We start from the raw sequence: 20,523 nt of genomic DNA, 5'->3' as shown, positions 1-20,523 counted from the left end.
TAGCCCTTGACCAGTGGCACCAGGAATTCATAGAAGGCCTGGTTCTGTTTGCGCACCTCGGCGTCCTCGTGGTGGTGGGCGGCGTCGTAGGCCGCGGCGGCCACGCTGGCCATGGCGCGACAGCCTTCGGTGTAAGCGCGCATGGTCATCAGCATGCGGCGCACGTCGGGGTGGTGGATGATCGGCGCGCTCTTCGTCATCGAGCCATCGACGGGGCGGCTTTGCACGCGCTCGCGGGCATAGGCCACCGCATGCTGGTAGGCCCGCTCGGCCACCGCGATGCCCTGCACGCCCACCGCATAGCGGGCGGCGTTCATCATGATGAACATGTATTCGAGGCCGCGGTTTTCCTCGCCCACGAGATAGCCGATGGCGCCGCCGTGGTCGCCGTACTGCAGCACGGCGGTGGGGCTGGCCTTGATGCCCAGCTTGTGCTCGATGCTCACGCAGTGCACGTCGTTGCGCGCGCCCAGCGAGCCATCGTCATTGACCATCAACTTGGGCACGACGAACAGGCTGATGCCCTTGACGCCCTCCGGCGCGCCGCTCACGCGGGCCAGCACCAGGTGCACGATGTTCGGCGCCATGTCGTGCTCGCCGTAGGTGATGTAGATCTTGGTGCCGAAGACCTTGTAGCTGCCGTCAGGCTGCGGCTCGGCGCGGGTGCGCACCAGCGCCAGGTCGCTGCCGGCCTGCGGCTCGGTGAGGTTCATGGTGCCGGTCCATTCGCCGCTCACCAGCTTTTCCAGATAGGTCGCTTTGAGTTGCTCCGAGCCGGCCGTGAGCAGCGCCTCGATGGCGCCGTCGGTCAGCAGCGGGCACAGCGCGAAGCTGAGGTTGGCGCTGTTGACCATCTCGCCGCAGGCGGCACCGATGGTCTTGGGCAGGCCCTGACCGCCGAAGTCCACCGGATGCTGCAGGCCCTGCCAGCCGCCTTCGGCGTATTGGCGGAAGGCGTCCTTGAAGCCGGGCGTGGTGCGCACCGCACCGTCCTTGAAGGACGAGGGGTCGCGGTCGCCCGCCACGTTCAGCGGCGCGATCACATCCTGCGTCAGCTTGGCGCACTCTTCCAGCACGGCGGCGGCGGTGTCCAGGCCGGCATCTTCGAAGCCCGGCAGCTTGGCGATCTCATAGATTTGCGCCAGATGCTGGATGTCGAACAGCAAGTCCTTCAGGGGGGCGGTGTAGCTCATATCAGCGAATTGGTTGAAATGCCTGCGCCGCAGGCGTGAACGCGACTGGCACGACGCCGTATGCGCCGCGCCGCCCGAGGCAGTGATCGAGGGTGTCGACCCTCGGCTATTCCGGATGCTCTTGCTGCTCCAGCTGCCGCTCCATCTTCTCGTGCGCATCGACGAGTCGCGCCAGCAGCTTCATGAAGACCTCCCGGTCCTCCGGGGGCAGCGGTTCGATCAGCAGTTCCTGCGATCGATGAATGCTCTCCTGCAGATCGTTGATGAGCTTCAAGCCTTCCGCGGTGATGACGGACAGCCTGGAACGGCGGTCCTCGGGGTTCACTCGCGTCTCTACAAGTCCCTTGTCCGCTAGACGCTTGAGCACCTCGGCCGTCGTCGTGCGGTCCAGCGAGAGCTCCCGACCGATGGCCTTCTGATCCAGCCAAGGGTTCATCGATAGTGCCGTGAGCATGCCCACCTGGAGAGGCGTGATGCTCTCGGATTTGCACAGATCGAAAAACAATGCCTGGCCGATCTGAGTGAGTCGGCGAATCAGGAACCCAGGGCGACGCCACATCACCTCGCGCAGCGGATTGAAGGGCTGGGCACCCTGCCGCTTCACCGGCGCTGCCGACCCACCCTTCTTCTCTTTGGCCACGGAGGAACGCTTCGTCATGTCGAGATCGCCAATACTTTCTCCATCGAGTGTATCGACTGCCTCATTGGCCAAAGCACGTTGCAAACCTCCCAACGCCGCTGCTGACACTAGGAGAATTCGACCTCAAGATGCTCGCCCAGCAAGCGGTAGAACGAATCTTCGTCGTCCCAGGGGATCATGTGCCCGGCGCCGTGCACCACGCACTGCGTCAAGCCCGGGGCCAGCGCCTTGATCTCTGCCAGGTCATCCGGGAGCACTGTGCCGCCCTTCCCCGCCGTCATCAGTAGTCCGGGCGTCTTGAGGCTGGCCAGATCGCCATGGATGTCGTCGTCGTGGAAGCCGGCATGCGCCTGGGCAATCGCTTCCTCGCTGCACGTGTGCAGCCATTCGGCCCGCAGTTGTAGCTGTTCGTCGGTCCAGGTGGGCGCGTAGGGGCGCAGTTCCTCGGCCGAGATCCCCTGTGCAGCCAGCCGGATGGAATCCAAGTACCACGACAGCGGCACCGGATAGGGGCGGCGGCCCGGGCCGGAGACAGGGGGATCGATCAGCAGCAGCCGATCGATGCGCCGAGCGTCTCGCGTGACCGCGCGGATCGCGACGCGGGCGCCCATGGAATGCCCCAGCAGCGTCACAGGAGCCCAACCCTGCAGCGCCATCAGCTCGACCACATCGCTTGCCATGGCGTCGAGACTCGCGTCCATGCCGGGCCCGCTGAACGACAGGCCCCGCCCCCGGAAATCCAGGACGTGGACGTCGAAGTGGCGCGCCAGCCGCTCGGCGACGAATCCCCAGGTGATCGCGGGACTGGTGATGCCCGGGAGCAGCAGCATGCAGGGACCCTGCCCGCCATAGCGCAGCAGGTGCAGGCGAACCCCGTTGGCACGGACTTGGTACCCATGAAGAAAGTGGCTCAATGCAGTTCCTCGGTTGTCCGCTCAGCGGCCCCAATCAGCCAGTGGCGCGTTGGAGCTTGGGTCGACAGAAGCGGGCGCCGTCTTCTCTCGGGCGTCGCGACATGTGACGGGAGATGTCTCATGAGCGCGGCCCCGCGCCGAACCAGCCGCGAATCCGGTTCCACAGCACGCTCCACATCATCCCGGCCATGGACACGGTGGGGAGCGTTCCCTCGATCGGACCCGCTTGCCCACTCAGCCGGCGCGAGATCTGGTGGCCAAAGTCGGCCACCATGCGGCGAACGAAATCCTTCACGAGCCCCGAGCGCGAGAACTGCGCGAGCGGGCCCTGCAGCGCGTAGATCATGTCCACGTGGACCCGGGTGCTGTCGGCGGACAGCGCCTCGAGCCGATAGGTAATGTCGCCCTGGGTGCGCGACTTGCTCAGGCTGTCCTGGCCCGCGCCCCTCAGGACGGCGCGCTTGGCGGCGTCATCGCGCTCCAGCCGCGCCGCGCCGGCGAACGCGGCGGACATCGGTCCGAACTTGATCGCGATGGTGCCCTTGACCCTGTCCCCCTCGTGCGAGTCCACGGTCGCCCCGGGCAGGCAGGACGCCACTGCAGGAAGGTCGCCCATGAACTCCCACACCCTCTCGAGCGGATGGGGCACGTCGAAGAAGACCTCGATCGCGTTGCCCTTCGCCTTGGCCTTGGCCATCGCCACCGGATCGACTTCCGCCATGTCTGCCGCGCCGACCGGGTTGGCCGTGGCGCCCTTGCTGGGCGCGGGCGCCGACGGATCGGCAGCCACCACAGCGGCAGCACGCTGAACTGCCACTGTCCGCGGCGCCGTCAATCGGTGGCGCAGCCGCTCGAACTGCGCGTCGGGCGTGTCGCGCTGCTGCTGCAGCACATCAAGGATGGCATCCACGATGCCCTGGTAGCCGGTGCATCGGCACAAGTTACCGGACAGCTCCAGACGCACGCGCGCTTCGTCGGCATCCGGCAGTCGAAGCACGATGTCCCGCGCCGTGGCCAGCATCCCGGGCGTGCAGAAGCCGCACTGCAGCGCATGGTGTCGCGTGAACGCCTGCCGCAGCAACTGCATCGCGGCGTCGCCGTCGTAGCCCTCGATGGTGGTGACTTCATGACCTTCGCACGCCACGGCGAAGGTGATGCAGGAGCGCGTGGGCTGGCCGTCCACAAGCACCGTGCAGGCGCCGCATACGCCATGTTCGCAGCCGAGGTGCGTGCCGGTGAGGCGCAGCTCATCGCGCAGGAAGTCGGCCAGATGCGTCCTGGGCTCGGCCGCCCGACTGACGCTTCGACCATTGACGTGAATGCTGATCGGGTCCAAGTGCTTCTACTCCGCGGGTTGTGTGCCGGCCAGGACGCCGGACTGCTCGAGTGCGCGCTCCACGCATGCGGTGAAGAGCTTCTGGTCGATGGCGTCGCGCTCGGGCAGCGCAGCGCGCACGGCTGCCCGCAGCGACTCGCGATCAGCGGCACTGGCGCCTCGACGCTGGATCTCGGCCGCGAGGGCATGCAAGAGGATTGGAGGACCATCCGCGGCCCCCAGGACGATCCGCGCACGCTGCAGCGAAGCGTCGACGTAGACCGCCGCGCTCGCTTCCGCGAACTCGCCCGGCTTTCGACAGACCTTGTGGTAGCCCCAGCGCGTCGCAGCGGTCTGCGCCGGCACCGCGACGGAGACGATCAGTTCATCGGGCTCGAGCACGGTCGTGTAGGCGCCGAGCATGAACGCATCGACCTCGACCGTGCGCTCGCCCCGCGGCGATCTCGCTACCATCCGCGCGCCGAGTGCCGCCAGCACCACCACCCAATCGGCCGCCGGATCGGCATGCGCCAGGCTTCCGCCCAGGGTGCCTCGCGTGCGGATTGCGCGGTAGGCAATGCCCGCGGCCACCTGGCGCATGGGGTGCTCAGCCAGAGGGGTGTGTATGCCGTCCTCGATCTCCGCATGGGTGACGGCGGCGCCGATCTCGATCCAGCCAGCCTTGCGGCTGACCGTGCGCAAGCTGGCGATCTGGGCCACATCGACAACCTGCGCCGGCCGCGCCAGCCGCAGGTTGAGCATGGGGCCGAGGGATTGGCTGCCGCCCATGGCCTTGGCCGTGCCCGCGCCCGCCGCCAGTGCCGAGATCGCGTCGTCGATCGAGAGAACGCGCGTGTACGCGAACTTCGGTGCCTTCATTGCGTGTGCTCCTGCTCGCGCGTGGTGTTCTCGAGTGCCGCGAGCAATCGGCGTGGCGTCAGCGGCGTCATGAGCACCTCGGCAGCACCGGTGCCGCGCAGGGCGTCATTCACCGCATTGAAGATCACCGCGGGCGGTGCAATCGCCCCTCCTTCCCCCACCCCCTTGGCGCCGAACTCCGTGTGCGGCGACGGCGTCTCGAAATGGTCGATGCGAACGCGCGGCACCTCGGTCGCACCGGGAAGGATGTAGTCCGCCAACGTCGACGCCAGAGGCTGACCCTGTTCGTCGTACGGGCTCTCCTCGTACATCGCAGTGCCGATGCCTTGCGCAATGCCGCCAATGGTCTGACCCTCGACGATCATCGGATTGACCATGGTCCCGCAGTCCTCGACGACCACGTAGTCGAGGATCTCAACCTCGCCCGTCTCGGTGTCGACAGCCACCACCACGGCATGTGTGGCATACGTGAAAGTACCGGTGTCGACCGCAGGCTTGTACGCGCGTGACACCTCCAGGCCGCCCAGATGGACGTTGGCGGGCAAGTCCTGTGGCGTCAGGTACCAGGCGCCACCGACCTCCGACAGTGGAATCGACTTGTCGCCCGACACTGCGCGTCCTTCGATCAATGCAACGGTATGCGCATCTACCCCCATGAGATAGCCGGCGATCGACTGGATGCGCGGCAGGAGCTCCTTGCAGGCGACCGAGATGGCACCGCCCGACATGACGGTGGCGCGCGACGCGTAGGTACCCGAGGAGAACGGCGTGAGCGCGGTGTCGCCATGCACCACCCGGATCCTTCCGACCGGAATGCCGAGAACGTCATTGGCGATCTGCGCGAAGCTGGTCTCCATGCCCTGACCATGCGAGTGCACGCCTACGCGAACCTCAAGGCCGCCGTCCGCAGTCATCCTGACGACTGCCTGGTCGAAGCCGGGCACCACGGGCAGGCCCCAGTTGGCGAACACCGTCGTCCCATGGGCCGACTGCTCGGTGTATGTGGCGGTGCCGAAGCCAATGAGGCGTCCGTCCGGCTCACCACGCGCCTGGCGCTCGCGAACGGCGTCCAGTCCGATTATCTCGACCGCGCGGCGCAGGCTTGCCGGAAAGTCGCCGCTGTCGAAGTGCTTGTTGGCCACGTTGACGTAGGGCATGGCTGAGGCCGGCACCAGGTTTTCCAGCCGGACCTCCCAGGGCTCACGGCCCACCTCCCGGGCCACGGCATCCATGAGAAGTTCGATCGCGAAGCACACGCCCGTGCGCGCCACGCCTCGGTAGGCCATGAAGCCGGGCTTGTTGGTCGCCACGCACACGGTTTCACACCGGTAGCCCCGGAAGCTGTACGGACCGGGCAGGTTCCCGATCGCCTGGCCAGGCTCCAGTCCGACGAAGAAGGGATAGTAGGAATAGGCACCGCCGTCGATGGTGATGACCGCATCGAGGGCCAGCAGCTTGCCCGTGCGGTCCGCATAGGCCGTGAGCTGATAGTGATGTTGCCGCGTGTTGGCGCCGACGATCAGGTGCTCGCGCCGATCCTCGAGGTAGCGAAACGGCGTGCGGTAGGTCTTGGCCAACCAGGCGACACAGAGGTCTTCGGGATAGAGCTGCCCCTTGTAGCCGAAAGCACCGCCGACGTCGGGCGACACGACGCGCACCGCCTCCTCGTTCATCCCAAGGTGCTGAGCGATGCCGACGCGAAGCAGATGCGGGACCTGGGTGGCACTGACGACGACCAGCTGATCGGTCTGGAAATCCCAGTAGGCCAGGACCGACTTGCCTTCCAACGGAACGATGCACTGGCGCGACAGCTCGACTGTGCGGCTGACCTTCACCTCGGCCTGGGCGGCAAGCGCGTCGAAGTCGCGGTCAGCACGCAGCGTGAGAAAGACGTTGTCCTTCCATTCGGGATGCATGAACTCGCCCGTTGCCGCGAGAGCCGACTCGGCGCTGTAGTAAACGGGCAATTCTTCGTACGAGACGTCCACCTCTTCCAGCAGGTCTTCCGCGATCGCACGCGTCGGAGCGACCGCCATGGCGACGGCCTCCCCAACGTGACGGACCTTGCCCGACGCCAACGGCGGCAATGCCGAGTACTGGTACGTGGGCACCGAAGACGGCGATCCGATGTCCGCCGCGTCCGCCATCATGTCCCGCACGAACACCTTTCCCGCCAGAGCGTCGGGAATGTCCACATCAGTGACCTTCGCATGCGCCAGAGGGCTACGCAGAAACGCAACCTCCTGAAGGCCCGGCAGCACGAAATCGCCCACGAAGTTGCCCTTGCCCACCAGGTGGCGCGCATCTTCCTTTCGAGGAACCCGGGCGCCGATGCCCTCGCGCTTCAAGAGCCTCGCCGGAATGTCTGCTCGGTCCATGCAATTCCTTTTCCTTGAGTTGTTTGCTGGCGCCCGACCCCGTCGAGTCTGTCCACCACCGGTCAAGCCCATGCGATCGACATGCGAGAGCAGGCCTCTTTGGCGAATACCGCTCGGAACCCAACGTCAGCATCACCAGCATCGTCACTATATGACAGTTCACTGAGCACCATTATAGGAGCAATCCTGGGCAAAGAGAGCTTGCTTCCATCGATGCAAACCCTTGAGTTCTTGCAGCCTTAGATTGGTGCATTTCATTGGTGAAAGCGCCCATATTTGGGGTTCTTACTGATCATTCACGGCCTACTCTGGTGCAGTTTCCGACAGTGCAAACCCGCACTTGAAGTCAACCGTAAATATCAATAATATGACAGTTCACTGACTACTTATGAGAGATCCGGGAGCCACCGGATGAAGCCATGAACTGGATCAAAGTCGCTTCGGCGCGAGACCTGCAAAACGATGAAGCGAAGACCGTCAACGTCGCGGGCCACGGCGTCGCGCTCTTTCGTATAGACGACGAATTCTTCGCCACGGACAGCATGTGCACGCATGCCACCGCGCTTCTGGCGGAGGGTTATATCGAGGACGGTTGTGTCGAATGCCCGCTGCATCAGGGGCGTTTCGACATTCGCACTGGCAAGGCGATGTGCGCGCCGGTCACCGTCGACCTGCGCACGCATGCCGTCAGGCGGGATGGCGATGACATCTACGTGATGTCGCCGGATCAGAAATGACCGCACCTGGCGTTGTCATCGTGGGTGCCGGACAGGCTGCGGCAGTGGCTGCGCACGCGCTGCGCGAACACGGCTACCGCGGTCGCATCACGATGCTCGGGCGGGAGCCCCACAAGCCGTACGAGCGGCCCCCACTGTCCAAAGCCGTACTGGTGGCGCCCGAGGAGCCGAGCCTCGACGTGTTCGCCCAGGATGTCTGGGCACTGGGCGACATCGATGTGCAGAGCAGCAGCGAGGCGATTGCCCTCGATCTCTCCGGCCAGTCGGTTCGCCTTGCCGACGGCCAGGTGCTTCCGTACGACATGTGCCTGCTTGCCACCGGCGGTGAAGCCCGCGCGCTCGCATGTGCCCCGGCGGGCAGGCCGCACGTGCACTACGTGCGCACGCTCGACGATGCGCGCCGCCTTCGCGCCGCCCTCCAGGGCCAGCCACAGATCGCGATCCTCGGCGGCGGCTTTCTCGGCCTCGAGATCGCCCATTCCGCGCTGGCGACCGGGGCGGCTGTGACGGTGATCGAACGCGCGCCATCCCTGCTCGATCGCTTCCTCCCGCCGGAGGCGTCGGCCTGGCTCGAATCCGGTCTGCGGCAGGCAGGTGCGCACCTCCTGCTCGGCGCAGTCCTCGAACGCATCGACATTCTGCCCCTGGGCCGCATGCGCCTGTCGACCCATGCCGGCGCCCTGGAAGCGGACGAGGTCGTCGTCGCCATCGGCCTCTCGCCCAACGATGCACTGGCGCGCGCGGCCGGCCTGGATGTCGCCGAAGGCGGCGGCGTCCTCGTCGACGCGCAGTGCCGCACCAGCGACAGGAACGTGTTCGCGTGCGGCGACTGCACCAGCCAGCAGCGCCCTGGGTACGAAGCACCAATGCGCCTGGAATCCTGGCAGAACGCCAACGAGCAGGCTCGTAGCGCCGCTGCCGCCATGGTCGGTGCGACCGCGCCAGCACCGGCGGTGCCCTGGTTCTGGACCGACCAGGGCCGGCACAACATCCAGATGCTGGGTCTGCCAGCCCCTGGTCTCGAGTACGTGCGCCGCGGCGACCCCGCCACCGGCAAGGCGCTGTGGATCGGCCACCGCGGCGGCGTTCCGTTGCACGGCGTGGCGATCAACGCCGGCGCCGATCTCCGCGCCATCCGGCCCCTCTTCGAGCAGGGGGAGCCGGTGCTGCTTGATGAATTCCAGCGTGACGCTGCCGAGCTGCGCGCATGGGCCAAGCAGATGCGAGGCGGCACACCGCCCACCGTTCAACCACCTCTCACAGCCTAAGGAGCATTCATGTATCAATCGCAGGCGGCCATCGGCATCACCAATGCCCGGAAGAACCCGCCCCTGGAGCAATGCGTCTGGCCCGCGGACGCACTCAACAACATTCCGGACTGGGTCTACACCAGCCAGGCCATCTACGACCAGGAGATCGAGCGCATCTTCCGGGGCGATACCTGGAACTTCGTTGCGCTGGAAGCCGAGATACCGAACCCCGGTGACTTCAAGCGCGGCTATGTCGGTGCCACGGCGGTGGTGATCGTTCGCGCGGAAGACAACACGATCTCCGTCTTCGAGAACCGCTGCGCCCACCGCGGCGCCGAATTCTGCCGCGCCAGCCAGGGCAACGCCAAGGAGTTCGTCTGCCCCTACCACCAGTGGTCATACGACCTCAAGGGCAACCTCCAGGGCGTTCCGTTCAAGCGCGGAATCAACAAGGTCGGCGGCATGCCACCGGACTTCAAGAACGCGGAGCACGGCACCCGTCAACTGCGCGTCGCCACGCGCAACGGCGTGGTGTTCGCCACCTACTCTGACAAGACGCCGCCGCTGGAGGAGTACATGACCAAGGAGATCGTCGAGGAGTTCGACGTTCCGTTCTCGGGCAGGAAGCTCAAGATCCTGGGGTACTGCCGCAACGAGCTTCCGTGCAACTGGAAGATGTACCACGAGAACCTCAAGGATCCGTACCACGCGACGCTGCTGCATTCGTTCCTCGTGGTGTTCGGCCTGCTGGTGCCCGGCATCAAGTCGATCGTCTTTGCCGACAAGGAGCATGGCCGCCACGGCTACATGGCCTCCTCCAAACCCGACCAGGTCTATGCCACGGTCGCCGCCGACGACAAGGCGGAAATGCGGTCGTTCAGCGACAACCTCAGGCTGCGCGACGAGCGCTTCCTGGACTACGTGCGCGAGTTCGACTCGCCCTGGTCCGCCAACATGATGACCATGTGGCCGAACCTGATCGTGCAGCGCCAGATGAACACGATGGGGGTGCGCCAGATCATTCCGAACGGCCCGAACAGCATGGTGATGCATTGGACCATGTTCGGCTACGAAGACGACACGCCCGAGATGACGCGGCATCGCCTTCGACAGGGGAACCTGATGGGCCCATCCGGCTTCCTGGGCCTCGAAGACAACGAGGCACTGAAGTTCGTCCAGGAAGGCATCCGCAATTCGTCCACGGACAACAATGTCGTCAAGCTCGACGCGGGTTACCAGGGAACGGCGCGTAACCTGATCTCCGAGTCGTGCATCCGGTCGCTGTACGAGTACTACCGGGACGTCATGGGCATCCCCGTCGCGGAGATGGCAGCATGAGAGAGCGGCTCGCCTACACCAGATCATCGATCTCGCCGCGCCGCGCCGCCGATCTGCGCGCAGAGATCGACTCCTTCCATGTCGAGTACTGCGCCGCCCTCGATGCCAACGACATCGAGCGCTGGCCCGAGTTCTTCAGCAAGGACGCGACCTACCGGATCACCTCGCGCCAGAACGCGCTGCTGGACATGCCCGTGGGCCTCATCTACTGCGAGGGCCTGGACATGATCACCGACCGCGCACTCGCCGTGGCGCACTCGCAGATGTTCGCCCCCCGGCACATCCTGCATGTGCTGGGAATCACGCGTGTGCTGGAGGAAGCGGGCGACACGATCAGCTCGCAGACCCCCTTCATCCTGATGCAGACCCTGGTCGAGGGGCCTTCGACCGTCCATCTCTCGGGCATCTATCACGACCGCTTCGTGCGCGACGGTGAGCGGCTGCTCATCGCAAGCCGCGAGGTGGTGCACGACACAGAGATTCTGGACACGGCCCTGGCTTACCCGGCCTGAACGCACCAAGGACCCCAATGAAATCAACCCCCAAGATCGCGCTTGAAGAACACTTCAGCGCTCCCGGATTCGACGCCTATTCCGCGAAGTACACGCGAGCGTTGCCGGCCGACTTCGTCGCCAGGCTCGACGCCCGGCTGAGCGACTTCGACGACCAGCGCCTGGCCGAGATGGACGCCGGGAACATCGAGTACGCCGTGCTGTCGCAAACGATGCCCGGCGTCCAGGCCGAGGTCGATGGCGCCGCCGCCGTGCGGCGCGCACGCGAGAACAACGAGTTCCTCGCCGAGCGCGTCGCGCGACATCCGAAACGCTTCGGCGCGTTCGCGCATGTCGCGCTCCAGGACCCGGCCGCTGCAGCCCGGGAACTGGAGCGGACTGTCGCCGAGTACGGCTTCAAGGGCGCGCTGATCAACGGCCACACCCTGGGCCGCTACTACGAAGGCCGCGAGTTTGACGTGTTCTGGGAGCGTGCGGAAGCACTCGGCGTGCCCATCTATCTGCACCCCAACGCGTTCAGCCAGCCGCCTGCGTTGCTGGAGGGCATGCCTGTCCTTCAAGGGGCCACCTGGGGCTGGGGTGTGGAGACGGCCGGGCACGCACTGCGCCTGCTGTTCGGTGGGGTGTTCGACCGCTTCCCGCGGCTGACCCTCCTGCTGGGCCACATGGGCGAGGCGCTGCCGTATCAACGCTGGCGCATCGACAGCCGCTTCGCCGCGTACCCCTCGGGCATCACGCTGGCGCGCAAGCCCAGCGAGTACATCGGCAGCAACATCCTGATCACGACGTCTGGCGTGTGCTCCGCACCGGCACTGCTGGGCGCCCTCGGCGAGCTCGGCGCCGAGGCCGTGCTCTTCTCCGTGGACTACCCCTACGAGTCCACCGCCGAGGCCTGCACCTTCATCGAGGAGGCGCCGCTCGACGCGCGCACCCGCGAGCTGGTGTGCCATGGCAATGCGCGCCGGCTCTTCAAGCTGGGCAGCCCGCAGGACCTCGCACTTCTGCAGATCTGAAACTTTCAAACCAAGGACGAAAAATGCCAGTCAGCGATTACCAGATGGTCAAGGCCTGGGACGCGGTTCTTAAGCTCAGCAAGGTGGAGCGCGGCCAGAAGGTCACGATCCTCTGCGGTCCCCACACCCATCCGCAGACGCTGCAGACCGCAACGATCGCAGCGCAGGCCGCGGGCGCGGTCGTCACCCGGATCGATCTGCAGCCCATCAACGCGGAGAAGGCCACCAGCCGCGACCTGATGAACTATCTGGGGGAGACGCCCCTGACCAACAACCCGGTCGCGCTCGCGGCGATGAAGAACAGCGACATCGTCCTGGATCTGATGCTCCTGCTGTTCTCGCCCGAACAGATGGAGATTCTTGAATCGGGGACGAAGATCCTCCTGGCTGTCGAGCCACCGGAGGTGCTGGTCCGGGCAGTTCCCACCGCGGCCGATCGCGAACGCGTACTCGCCGCATCGAAGCTGCTCAAGTCCGCCAAGCGTATGCATGTGACCTCGCCGGCCGGCACGGACGTGACCTTCAAGCTTGGCGAGTTCCCGACCATCTCCGAGTACGGCTTCTGCGAGGAGCCGGGGCGGTGGGACCATTGGCCCAGCGGCTTCCTCTTCACCTTCGCCAATGAAGGCGGCAGCGACGGCACCATCGTGATCGACCGCGGCGACATCCTGCTGCCGCAGAAGAACTATGTCTCGGACAAGATCACCATGCACCTGCGCGAAGGCTTCGTTCGCAGCATCGAAGGTGACATCGATGCCGCCCTGCTTCGCGAGTTCATGGAAGCCTACAAGGACCCCGAGGCCTATGCCATCGCGCACATCGGCTGGGGGATGCAGCCGCGCTGCTACTGGCACACGCTGTCACTGGTGGACCGCGAGGCCACCTCGGGGCAGGACGCGCGTGCGTTCGAGGGCAACTTCCTGTTCTCGCTGGGCCCCAACAACGAGGCCGGGGGACCTCGCACCACGCCCTGCCATCTCGACATTCCCTTGCGCAACTGCACGGTGAAGCTCGACGACATCGTCGTGGTTCGCGACGGCAAGGTCATTGACGAGGCCTTCCAATGAGCGCCGAACCGGACGTCTACCAAAGGCAGGGCTTCGGCCATGCCGTCGCGCCCAAGGCGCCGTATGCCCTGCTGATCATCGACTTCGTCAACGGATTCGCGGATCCGCTCACGTTCGGCGGCGGCAACATCACGCCGGCCGTCGAATGCACACGCGGCCTGCTGGATGCGGCGCGCGAGCGTGGATGGCCCGTCGTCCACACGCGCGTCGTCTACCAGGACGACGGCGCCGACGCCAACATCTTCGCGCTCAAGGTACCGCCCATCCTGGCCCTGCGCGAGGACGCGCCGCAGAGCCAGATCGTGCCGCAACTGCAGCCGCTCAGTGGCGAACTCGTGCTGCGCAAGATCCATCCGTCGGCCTTCTTCGGTACTTCGCTGGCGTCCTGGTTGTCTCAGCGCGGCGTGCAGACCCTGCTGATCGCAGGATGCACCACCAGCGGATGTGTCCGTGCCAGCGTGGTGGATGCCATGTGTCACGGCTTTCGCCCTCTGGTCGTGACGGATTGCGTGGGCGACCGCTCGCTGCAGGCGCACGAGGCCAATCTGTTCGACATGGAGCAGAAGTACGCGACCTTGATGCCACGCGATGCCGCCCTGCAAGCCACCGAGGCGGCGCACGGCGACGCTGCCTGACGCCCACAGTTCCCCACGCTCCCCACACCACCTCTCGTCGAATCCCGGGCACATGCCCGCAGAGACCCCCACTCCCTGGAGAAGAAGATGACCCCCAAACTCATTGCCGCGATTGCGGTATCGCTCGCGACGCTCGCCTTCCAAAGTCGCGCAGACGTCATAAAGGTGGGCGTGATCGCGCCCATGTCCGGACCGTTCTCGGCCGTCGGGCAGACCTGGGAAGGCGCAACCAAGGCCTACCAGAAGCTCAACGGCACCACGGCGGGCGGACACACGATCGAGCTCATCTACCGCGACCTGCCGGAGATCAATCCGGCGCAAGCCAAGGCACTGGCGCAGGAGCTCATCATCAAGGATGGGGCCCAGTACATCGCCGGCCTCTATTTCACGCCCGACACCCTGGCGGTCGCCGCGCTCGCGCAGGAGGCCAAGGTGCCGGTGGTGATCTTCAACGCCTCGACCTCTTCGCTTCTTGAGAGGTCCGAGTATTTGCTGCGCACCTCGTACACGCTGCCGCAGATGGCGGTGCCCGTGGCCAAGTACGCCATCGAGAAGAACATCAAGACCGTGGTTTCTCTCGTGAGCGACTTCGGGCCCGGCCTCGACGCCGAGAAAGCGTTCAACACCGAATTCGTTGCCGGCGGCGGCAAGCTGCTCGAAGCCATCCGTGCGCCGCTGAAGACAACGGACTTCGGCCCCCTGATGCAGCGCGTGAAGGCACTCAAGCCCGATGCCCTCTACGTCTTCGGTCCCGGCGGGCCGGCGACCTACGCCATGATCAAGGCCTACAACGAGGCGGGATTGCGGGCCGCGGGTGTGCGTCTCTTGGGCACGGCTGAGACGGACGAAGACCAGCTGCGTGCGATCGGACCTGAGTTGTTGGGAATCGAGACCGGCATGTTCTATTCGGCAACGCACAACTCGCCACTGAACAATGCCGTCGTCAAGACTCTGGCCGAGGTGGCCCCCAAGGCCATCCCGACCGTCCAGCTCGCGAATGCATTCGACGGCCTGCATGTGATCTACCACATGGTCAAGGCGACGGACGGCAAGCGCAATGGGCCCAAGGCCCTCGCCGCCGCCAAGGGCTTCTCCTGGGAAAGCCCGCGCGGCCCGGTGAAGATCGATCCAGTATCCCGCGAGTTCGTGCAGAACGTCTACATGCGGGTGGTCGAGAAGGACTCTTCGGGGCGCTTCGTCAACCGTGAGTTCCGGACCTTCGAGATGCAACCCGACTATGGGCGCATCCAGGGCGCAGCCAAGTAGCGCTGGGACTGAAGCATGTCGCTTGCTCTTTTCAGCAGCATCCTGATCGATGGCGTCACGTACGCCATGATCCTGTTCATGATCACGGTGGGCCTGTCGATGACGATGGGCCTCATGCGTGTGGTGAACCTGGCCCACGGCGCATTTGCGATGATCGGCGGATTTCTTGCGGCGAGCATTCCGCAGCGCCTGGGCGTTCCCATCGGACTGGGCTTCGTCCTGGCGATCGCCCTGGTGGCCGTCCTGGCCGTCGTCTTCGAGCGTACTCTGCTGCGCCGCTTCTACGGGCGGGACGATCTCGACCAGATGCTGGTGACGATCGGCCTGATGTTCGTCGCAACCGCGGCCGTCAACCTGACGTTCGGATCGTCAGTGACTTCCGTCGCGCTTCCGGAGGCATTCGGTGGGTCCGTCGACCTCGGCTTTCGCGCCATCCCCCGGCACCGGCTCTTCGTCGTCGCCTGCGGGCTGGCGGTGGTCATTGCACTCTGGCTGACCGTGGACCGTTCGTCCTTCGGCATCCGGGTGCGCGCCGCAGTGGACAACGCCCCCATCGCGCGCGCCATCGGTATCGACACGACGAAGATCTACGCAGGCACCTTCGCCATCGGTGCCGCGCTCGCGGCGCTGGGAGGCATTGCCGGCGCCGAGATGCTGCCGATGGAGCCGACCTACGCCTCAAAGTACCTGGTGATCCTCCTGGCCGTCGTCGCCGTGGGAGGCAACGGCAATCTGTTTGGCTCGTTCTTCGCAGCATTGCTGCTTGGCATCGTGGAGACCTCGATGAAGTACATGGTTCCGCAGCTCGCATCGGCTGCGTTCTTCCTGACGATGATCATCGTCCTGCTGTTCCGGCCTCAAGGGCTGTTCGGGAGGCAGGCATGAGCACGGTGATCCCGCCCCTCACGCTGCCTGCGCCATCTCGCATTCGGCCGTGGACGCACATGCGGGCCGAGATCGTTCTGACGCTCGCGGGACTGCTGGCCTTCGCGCTGTTCCCAACGGATCTCGGATTGCTGACCAACATGGCGACGATGTCCATCTTCGCGCTTTCGCTGAGCCTCGTGCTGGGGCAGGCCGGCATCGCGACCCTGGGGCAGGCCGCGCTGTATGGCACAGGGGCCTATGTCGCGGGCTGGACAGCGCTGTACCTGACGTCCGATCCGATCGTCGGGCTGCTGCTCGGTGCAGTGGGCGGCGGCGTGATCGCCCTGCTCAGCGGTGCCGTCATGCTGCGTTCGACGAAGCTCACGCTGGTCATGCTCACCATCGCAGTGGCGCAGCTGCTGCTCGAACTTGCCAACTGGGCCAGATGGCTTACCGGCGGCGACGATGGACTGGCCGGGTTCGAAGTCGCTCCGCTGTTCGGCATCTGGGAGTTCAACTTCATGGGCCACACCGGCTACTTCTACGCGCTCGGTACCCTGGTGCTGGTGTACTTCCTCGTGCGCAACCTCGTGGAGTCGCCCTTCGGCCTGACGGCCAGGGCGATACGGCAGGACCCGGGCCGAGTCCAGGCGCTGGGAGGCCGCGTCTACCTGCACCTCCTGGCCGTCTACACCGTCGGTGGCGTCGTGGCAGGCCTCGCAGGCGCACTGACGGCGCAGACCAGCAAGGTGGCCAATCTCTTCATGCTGGATTTCACGACGTCGGCGGGTGTCGTCGTCATGATCGTCCTGGGCGGCACACGCCGCCTCGCGGGTGCGGTACTTGGCACCGTCGCATACATGACCATCCACCACATCGCATCGACGTTGAATCCTTACCACTGGCTCTTCGTGATCGGATCGATGTTGATCTTCGTGCTCGTCGTCCTGCCTGAAGGACTGGTCGGACTCCTGGACAGGGCCGCGGCAGTGCCGAAGCGTCTGCGCGCCGGAGGTACCCGATGACGCCCCGGCTTCAAACCCAGAACCTCAGCCACTCCTTCGGGGGCCTGGCTGTTACGCAGAACGTCACACTCACTCTGCCGCAGGGTGCGCGCACGGCCCTGATCGGTCCCAACGGCGCTGGCAAGACCACGCTGGTCAATCTGCTCAGCGGCGCGATACGACCACGGTCTGGCGACATCCAACTCGACGGCCGCTCGATCGTGCAGCTGCCGCAATACGCGCGCGTACGCAACGGCATCGTTCGCACGTTCCAGATCAGTCGCCTGTTCAAGGAGCTGACCGTGGCGGACAACGTCAAGGTCGCCGTGCTGCAGCGGCTGCGCGCCTCCATGCAGTGGTGGCCTTCGCCGCGCCGATCCGCCCGCGTTCACGACGAGGTTCACGAGACACTGGGCATGCTGGGCCTGCACCCCTATGCGGACCGGGTCGTCGGGCGGCTGGCGCTCGGTGAACAGCGGCTGGCGGAAATTGCGCTTGCACTCGCCATGAAGCCCGATGTCCTGCTGCTGGACGAGCCAGGCGCCGGGGTGCCGCAGGGAGAAGGCGGCCGCATCATGAGCGCCATCGAGCGCCTCCCGAAAGACCTGTCGGTTCTGCTCATCGAGCACGACATGGACCTCGTGTTCCGCTTTGCGACCCACATCATCGTCCTGGTGGCCGGCGCCGTGTTGGTGGAGGGGTCGCCGCAGGAGGTCGCGGCCAATGAACAAGTCAAGCAGATCTACTTCGGACGAGACGGCCACCATGCCCAGCACCCCCATTGAACTTCGGTTCGACGACGTCACCACGGGCTACGCCGGTGTGCCCGTGGTCGAGCATCTGAGCTTCAGCGTGCGCGAAGGCGAGCGCTTGGGGCTGATCGGGCGCAACGGCGCGGGCAAGACGACCACGCTCGCGACCGCCATGGGCCTGGCCGATCTGATGAAAGGGCGCGTTCATTTCGCCGGCAACGACATCAGCGGCGCCAGCACTTTCGCTCGGGCCCGGGCCGGCCTTGGCTACGTGCCGCAGAGCCGCGACATCTTCCCTTCGCTCACGGTGGAGGAAAACCTGCTGTCGGGCCTCCAGGGGCGCTCGGCAGGACCGGCCCTTCAAGAGGTCTATGCCTTGTTCCCACGGTTGAAGGAGCGCAGGCGCAACGGAGGCACCCAACTGTCGGGCGGCGAGCAGCAGATGCTCTCCGTGGCGCGGGCGCTCGTCGGGCAGCCGCGCATCCTGCTGCTCGACGAGCCGCTCGAGGGCCTGGCCCCGATGGTGCGCGAGGAACTGATGGATGCGATCGTCCGCATGAGCGACCAGCTGGGAGTCGGCTGCGTTCTCGTGGAGCAGCACGTCGACGTCGTTCTCGACTTCTCCACGAACGTCATCGTGCTGGAACGCGGCGTTGCCGCCTATTCCGGCTCTGCGGTGGCACTGCGCAAGAATGAAGAACTGCTGAACCGAACCATCGGCATTCAAAAATGTTGATGTCGATCCATATGTGGGGAGAGCGGCTGCGCCTGCCATCGAGGCTCTCGGCCTCCTCTGCAGCGGCACCGGATCTGTGGAGCTGCGGCCCGCCATGCAGAACCTTCGCGCTTTTCTGAGTCCGCTGCGTGCCTTTGATGCGGTGTACCGCGCCAAGGGCGTGTCGCGGGCGGCTCAGCTGCTTCACGTCACCCCCGGAGCGGTGAGTCAGCAGATCAAGCAGCTCGAGGCGGGGCTGGGCGTGCAGCTGTTCCAGAAGTCCGGCCGCGCGATCGAGTTCACGGCGGTGGGAGAGAGGCTTGCCCACCGCGTCTGCGATGCTTTCGACCGACTCCAGGATGCGCTCGGCGACCTGGCCGACGACCAGAGGCAGAAGAAACTGCGGCTCAAGGTGACGCCCAGCCTGGCCATTCGCTGGCTTGTGCCTCGCCTGCATGGCTTCTATGCGAAGCACCCTGACATCGCACTAGAGATAGCGACGATCGCCATCGCCGACGATGTGCGGCTCGAACGCGCAGACTGCGCCATCCGCCACGGCATGGGCGAATGGGCCGACGTTGAGCTGGACCATCTCTTCGACGACGAGTTCGTCCCGGTTTGTGCACCGGGCCAGGCCGTACAGCTGCAGACACCCAGGGACCTGCTCGATGCCAACCTGCTGCACTCCATGATGCGGCCACAGGCGTGGCCGATCTGGTTCGCCTCTGCGGGCCTTGCCGAACCTGTTCACGCGCGCGGCATCACGCTGGCGAACGCTGCCCTGTGCTATCAGGCTGCCGCAGACGGGCTAGGTGTCGCCATGGCCCAGCGCGCCTACGTCGCGGACGACCTGCGCACAGGTCGGCTGGTCGTTGCGGTCGAACATATGGCGCGGACAGAGCTTGGCTACTACCTCGTCTGCGATCCGGTCAAGGCCTCCACAGCGCCGGTGCAGCTCTTCAGGGCCTGGATTCGAACCGTCCGCTAAGCGCGCCCGCCGCCTGCTAGTCGGCTTTGAAGCCCGAGGCCCTGACGACCGGCTCCCAAAATGCCCGCATCTCGCCGAACCTTGCACGTGCATCGGTGGGCGAGCTTCCCGTGTTCACGAAGCCGAGTGTCCGGACCTTCTTCGCGAACTGATCGGCCTCTGCCGCCCTTCGCACGGCGTCACTCCATTCGGCGACGACAGGAGCTGGCGTGCCAGGCGCAAGGCAGATAGCCAGCACGCCGCCAGTGGTGAGCTCCTTGCGGCCGATTTCGGAGAAAGTCGGCACGTCCGGCAGCAGCGCGGAGCGCTGGGCCGAGGTGACCGCAAGCACGCGCAGTTTGCCAGCCTCATGGTGCTGCGCGAAGTCGCCGACCGTGGACGTGCCGGCCGCGATATTGCCCCCGGCCAGGTTCACGATCATCGGGGCTGCGCCTTGGAAGGGCACGTCCTGCAGCGGCTTACCGATGATCTTGCCGATCTGAAGCCCCAGGAAATGCGTAGGACCGCCCGACGCCGCGTGACCGAAGTTGGCGCTCTCGGGATGCGTGCGTGTCCATTGGGCGTATTCGCCGAAGGTCTTGATTGGCGAGGACGCGGGCACGGCCAGCGCCAGCGCGAACTCGACCACCGTCGACACCGGAAGGATGTCGCGCTGGGGGTCATAGTTGAGCTTGTTGAAGACGAAGGGGTAGATCGAGACAAGGAAGTCGGGACAAAGCATGGCCACGCTCCCATCTGCAGGGGCTGCGCGCATCGCGTCGATCGCGATCTTCCCGCCGGCACCCGGTTTGTTCTCCACCACCACCGTGCGGCGGAGTCCATCCTGCAGCTGATCTGCAAGCGCACGCGTCACCACGTCGAGGGTACCGCCAGGAGAGAAGCCGACCAGAATCCTGGCCGGGGGTCGCCCGGCTTGCTGAGCGCCGGCCGGCGGTGCGCCGAAGAAGGTCGCGATGGCGACTGCGAGGCTGCAGCGCAAGAAGGCCGATGGTGTCTTCACGGGATGCTTCAGGATAAGGGTGGATCGGACGCCTGCCAGGCAGATCCGGGACGCGCGAAC

The 20,523-nt window shown here is 65.6% G+C and carries 20 protein-coding genes; 13 read left to right on the top strand and 7 right to left on the bottom strand.

The window, feature by feature from the left end; translation table 11 throughout:
* The 6 genes from BXA03_RS25905 to BXA03_RS25880 all read right to left on the bottom strand — a co-directional run.
* A partial coding sequence (locus BXA03_RS25905; protein ID WP_076512065.1) for an acyl-CoA dehydrogenase family protein occupies nt 1-1,193 on the bottom strand: 1,193 nt, incomplete at its 3' end.
* A 106-nt stretch (nt 1,194-1,299) separates the two neighbouring features.
* Nucleotides 1,300-1,851 carry a MarR family winged helix-turn-helix transcriptional regulator gene (locus BXA03_RS25900; RefSeq protein WP_017758551.1) on the bottom strand — a complete coding sequence of 184 codons (552 nt, stop codon included), beginning with the start codon at nt 1,849-1,851 and terminating at the stop codon, nt 1,300-1,302.
* 89 nt (nt 1,852-1,940) lie between these two features.
* The gene (locus BXA03_RS25895; protein ID WP_076512064.1) at nt 1,941-2,747 is read right to left on the bottom strand and encodes an alpha/beta fold hydrolase; all 807 of its coding nucleotides are present in this window, start codon (nt 2,745-2,747) and stop codon (nt 1,941-1,943) included.
* A 118-nt stretch (nt 2,748-2,865) separates the two neighbouring features.
* Complete coding sequence (locus BXA03_RS25890) at nt 2,866-4,083, bottom strand: xanthine dehydrogenase family Fe-S subunit (protein ID WP_083716548.1); 1,218 nt, start codon at nt 4,081-4,083, stop codon at nt 2,866-2,868.
* Between the two features lie 6 nt (nt 4,084-4,089).
* Nucleotides 4,090-4,941, bottom strand: coding sequence for an FAD binding domain-containing protein (locus tag BXA03_RS25885; RefSeq protein ID WP_076512063.1), 852 nt, complete (start codon nt 4,939-4,941; stop codon nt 4,090-4,092).
* A complete protein-coding gene (locus tag BXA03_RS25880) occupies nt 4,938-7,319 on the bottom strand; it encodes a xanthine dehydrogenase family protein molybdopterin-binding subunit (protein ID WP_076512062.1) in 2,382 nt (793 codons plus the stop codon). The genes BXA03_RS25885 and BXA03_RS25880 overlap by 4 nt, the downstream gene beginning before the upstream one ends.
* A gap of 419 nt (nt 7,320-7,738) precedes the next feature.
* Here BXA03_RS25880 and BXA03_RS25875 point away from each other — a divergent pair, with 419 nt between their 5' ends.
* The 13 genes from BXA03_RS25875 to BXA03_RS25815 all read left to right on the top strand — a co-directional run bounded on the left by BXA03_RS25875 (nt 7,739) and on the right by BXA03_RS25815 (nt 19,463).
* A complete protein-coding gene (locus BXA03_RS25875) occupies nt 7,739-8,056 on the top strand; it encodes a non-heme iron oxygenase ferredoxin subunit (RefSeq protein ID WP_076512061.1) in 318 nt (105 codons plus the stop codon).
* Nucleotides 8,053-9,324, top strand: coding sequence for an NAD(P)/FAD-dependent oxidoreductase (locus tag BXA03_RS25870; protein ID WP_076512060.1), 1,272 nt, complete (start codon nt 8,053-8,055; stop codon nt 9,322-9,324). The genes BXA03_RS25875 and BXA03_RS25870 overlap by 4 nt, the downstream gene beginning before the upstream one ends.
* A 9-nt stretch (nt 9,325-9,333) precedes the next feature.
* Nucleotides 9,334-10,644: an aromatic ring-hydroxylating oxygenase subunit alpha gene (locus BXA03_RS25865; protein ID WP_076512059.1), complete on the top strand. Its 1,311-nt coding sequence runs from the start codon at nt 9,334-9,336 to the stop codon at nt 10,642-10,644.
* Nucleotides 10,641-11,156 carry an aromatic-ring-hydroxylating dioxygenase subunit beta gene (locus BXA03_RS25860; RefSeq protein ID WP_076512058.1) on the top strand — a complete coding sequence of 172 codons (516 nt, stop codon included), beginning with the start codon at nt 10,641-10,643 and terminating at the stop codon, nt 11,154-11,156. The genes BXA03_RS25865 and BXA03_RS25860 overlap by 4 nt, the downstream gene beginning before the upstream one ends.
* Before the next feature lie 17 nt (nt 11,157-11,173).
* On the top strand, nt 11,174-12,169 hold the full coding sequence (locus tag BXA03_RS25855; RefSeq protein WP_076512057.1) for an amidohydrolase family protein: 996 nt from the start codon (nt 11,174-11,176) through the stop codon (nt 12,167-12,169).
* A 23-nt stretch (nt 12,170-12,192) separates the two neighbouring features.
* Nucleotides 12,193-13,236 (top strand): 2,5-dihydroxypyridine 5,6-dioxygenase NicX family protein, encoded by a 1,044-nt coding sequence (locus BXA03_RS25850; protein ID WP_076512056.1) that lies wholly within the window; start codon nt 12,193-12,195, stop codon nt 13,234-13,236.
* Nucleotides 13,233-13,871, top strand: a complete 639-nt coding sequence (locus BXA03_RS25845; RefSeq protein ID WP_076512055.1) for an isochorismatase family protein — start codon at nt 13,233-13,235, stop codon at nt 13,869-13,871. The genes BXA03_RS25850 and BXA03_RS25845 overlap by 4 nt, the downstream gene beginning before the upstream one ends.
* 87 nt (nt 13,872-13,958) lie before the next feature.
* Entirely contained in the window at nt 13,959-15,137 is a 1,179-nt protein-coding gene (locus BXA03_RS25840; RefSeq protein ID WP_076512054.1) for an ABC transporter substrate-binding protein, read from the top strand.
* Nucleotides 15,138-15,152: 15 nt separating this feature from the next.
* Nucleotides 15,153-16,022 (top strand): branched-chain amino acid ABC transporter permease, encoded by an 870-nt coding sequence (locus tag BXA03_RS25835; RefSeq protein ID WP_076512053.1) that lies wholly within the window; start codon nt 15,153-15,155, stop codon nt 16,020-16,022.
* On the top strand, nt 16,019-17,029 hold the full coding sequence (locus BXA03_RS25830) for a branched-chain amino acid ABC transporter permease (protein ID WP_076512052.1): 1,011 nt from the start codon (nt 16,019-16,021) through the stop codon (nt 17,027-17,029). Before BXA03_RS25835 ends, BXA03_RS25830 begins: the two co-directional genes overlap by 4 nt.
* Nucleotides 17,026-17,793: an ABC transporter ATP-binding protein gene (locus BXA03_RS25825; RefSeq protein ID WP_076512051.1), complete on the top strand. Its 768-nt coding sequence runs from the start codon at nt 17,026-17,028 to the stop codon at nt 17,791-17,793. Before BXA03_RS25830 ends, BXA03_RS25825 begins: the two co-directional genes overlap by 4 nt.
* Nucleotides 17,774-18,496, top strand: coding sequence for an ABC transporter ATP-binding protein (locus BXA03_RS25820; RefSeq protein WP_076512050.1), 723 nt, complete (start codon nt 17,774-17,776; stop codon nt 18,494-18,496). Before BXA03_RS25825 ends, BXA03_RS25820 begins: the two co-directional genes overlap by 20 nt.
* Before the next feature lie 94 nt (nt 18,497-18,590).
* Entirely contained in the window at nt 18,591-19,463 is an 873-nt protein-coding gene (locus BXA03_RS25815; protein WP_076512066.1) for a LysR substrate-binding domain-containing protein, read from the top strand.
* Nucleotides 19,464-19,479: 16 nt separating this feature from the next.
* Here the strand turns inward: BXA03_RS25815 and BXA03_RS25810 are convergent, their stop codons facing one another.
* Complete coding sequence (locus tag BXA03_RS25810; protein WP_076512049.1) at nt 19,480-20,463, bottom strand: Bug family tripartite tricarboxylate transporter substrate binding protein; 984 nt, start codon at nt 20,461-20,463, stop codon at nt 19,480-19,482.
* Nucleotides 20,464-20,523: the final 60 nt, after the last annotated feature.

This window comes from Pseudacidovorax sp. RU35E, assembly GCF_900156165.1.
GTDB lineage: Bacteria > Pseudomonadota > Gammaproteobacteria > Burkholderiales > Burkholderiaceae_C > Xenophilus.
The sequence above is the reverse complement of the archived record's forward strand: the minus strand, read 5'-3'. Positions and strand labels throughout refer to the sequence as shown.

What these genes read in the sequence shown, in the direction of transcription:
- BXA03_RS25900 (WP_017758551.1), bottom strand. Translation starts at nt 1,851, where the DNA reads ATGACGAAGCGTTCCTCCGTGGCCAAAGAGAAGAAGGGTGGGTCGGCA.
- BXA03_RS25885 (WP_076512063.1), bottom strand. Translation starts at nt 4,941, where the DNA reads ATGAAGGCACCGAAGTTCGCGTACACGCGCGTTCTCTCGATCGACGAC.
- BXA03_RS25880 (WP_076512062.1), bottom strand. Translation starts at nt 7,319, where the DNA reads ATGGACCGAGCAGACATTCCGGCGAGGCTCTTGAAGCGCGAGGGCATC.
- BXA03_RS25875 (WP_076512061.1), top strand. Translation starts at nt 7,739, where the DNA reads ATGAACTGGATCAAAGTCGCTTCGGCGCGAGACCTGCAAAACGATGAA.
- BXA03_RS25870 (WP_076512060.1), top strand. Translation starts at nt 8,053, where the DNA reads ATGACCGCACCTGGCGTTGTCATCGTGGGTGCCGGACAGGCTGCGGCA.
- BXA03_RS25865 (WP_076512059.1), top strand. Translation starts at nt 9,334, where the DNA reads ATGTATCAATCGCAGGCGGCCATCGGCATCACCAATGCCCGGAAGAAC.
- BXA03_RS25860 (WP_076512058.1), top strand. Translation starts at nt 10,641, where the DNA reads ATGAGAGAGCGGCTCGCCTACACCAGATCATCGATCTCGCCGCGCCGC.
- BXA03_RS25855 (WP_076512057.1), top strand. Translation starts at nt 11,174, where the DNA reads ATGAAATCAACCCCCAAGATCGCGCTTGAAGAACACTTCAGCGCTCCC.
- BXA03_RS25850 (WP_076512056.1), top strand. Translation starts at nt 12,193, where the DNA reads ATGCCAGTCAGCGATTACCAGATGGTCAAGGCCTGGGACGCGGTTCTT.
- BXA03_RS25845 (WP_076512055.1), top strand. Translation starts at nt 13,233, where the DNA reads ATGAGCGCCGAACCGGACGTCTACCAAAGGCAGGGCTTCGGCCATGCC.
- BXA03_RS25840 (WP_076512054.1), top strand. Translation starts at nt 13,959, where the DNA reads ATGACCCCCAAACTCATTGCCGCGATTGCGGTATCGCTCGCGACGCTC.
- BXA03_RS25835 (WP_076512053.1), top strand. Translation starts at nt 15,153, where the DNA reads ATGTCGCTTGCTCTTTTCAGCAGCATCCTGATCGATGGCGTCACGTAC.
- BXA03_RS25830 (WP_076512052.1), top strand. Translation starts at nt 16,019, where the DNA reads ATGAGCACGGTGATCCCGCCCCTCACGCTGCCTGCGCCATCTCGCATT.
- BXA03_RS25825 (WP_076512051.1), top strand. Translation starts at nt 17,026, where the DNA reads ATGACGCCCCGGCTTCAAACCCAGAACCTCAGCCACTCCTTCGGGGGC.
- BXA03_RS25820 (WP_076512050.1), top strand. Translation starts at nt 17,774, where the DNA reads ATGCCCAGCACCCCCATTGAACTTCGGTTCGACGACGTCACCACGGGC.
- BXA03_RS25815 (WP_076512066.1), top strand. Translation starts at nt 18,591, where the DNA reads ATGCAGAACCTTCGCGCTTTTCTGAGTCCGCTGCGTGCCTTTGATGCG.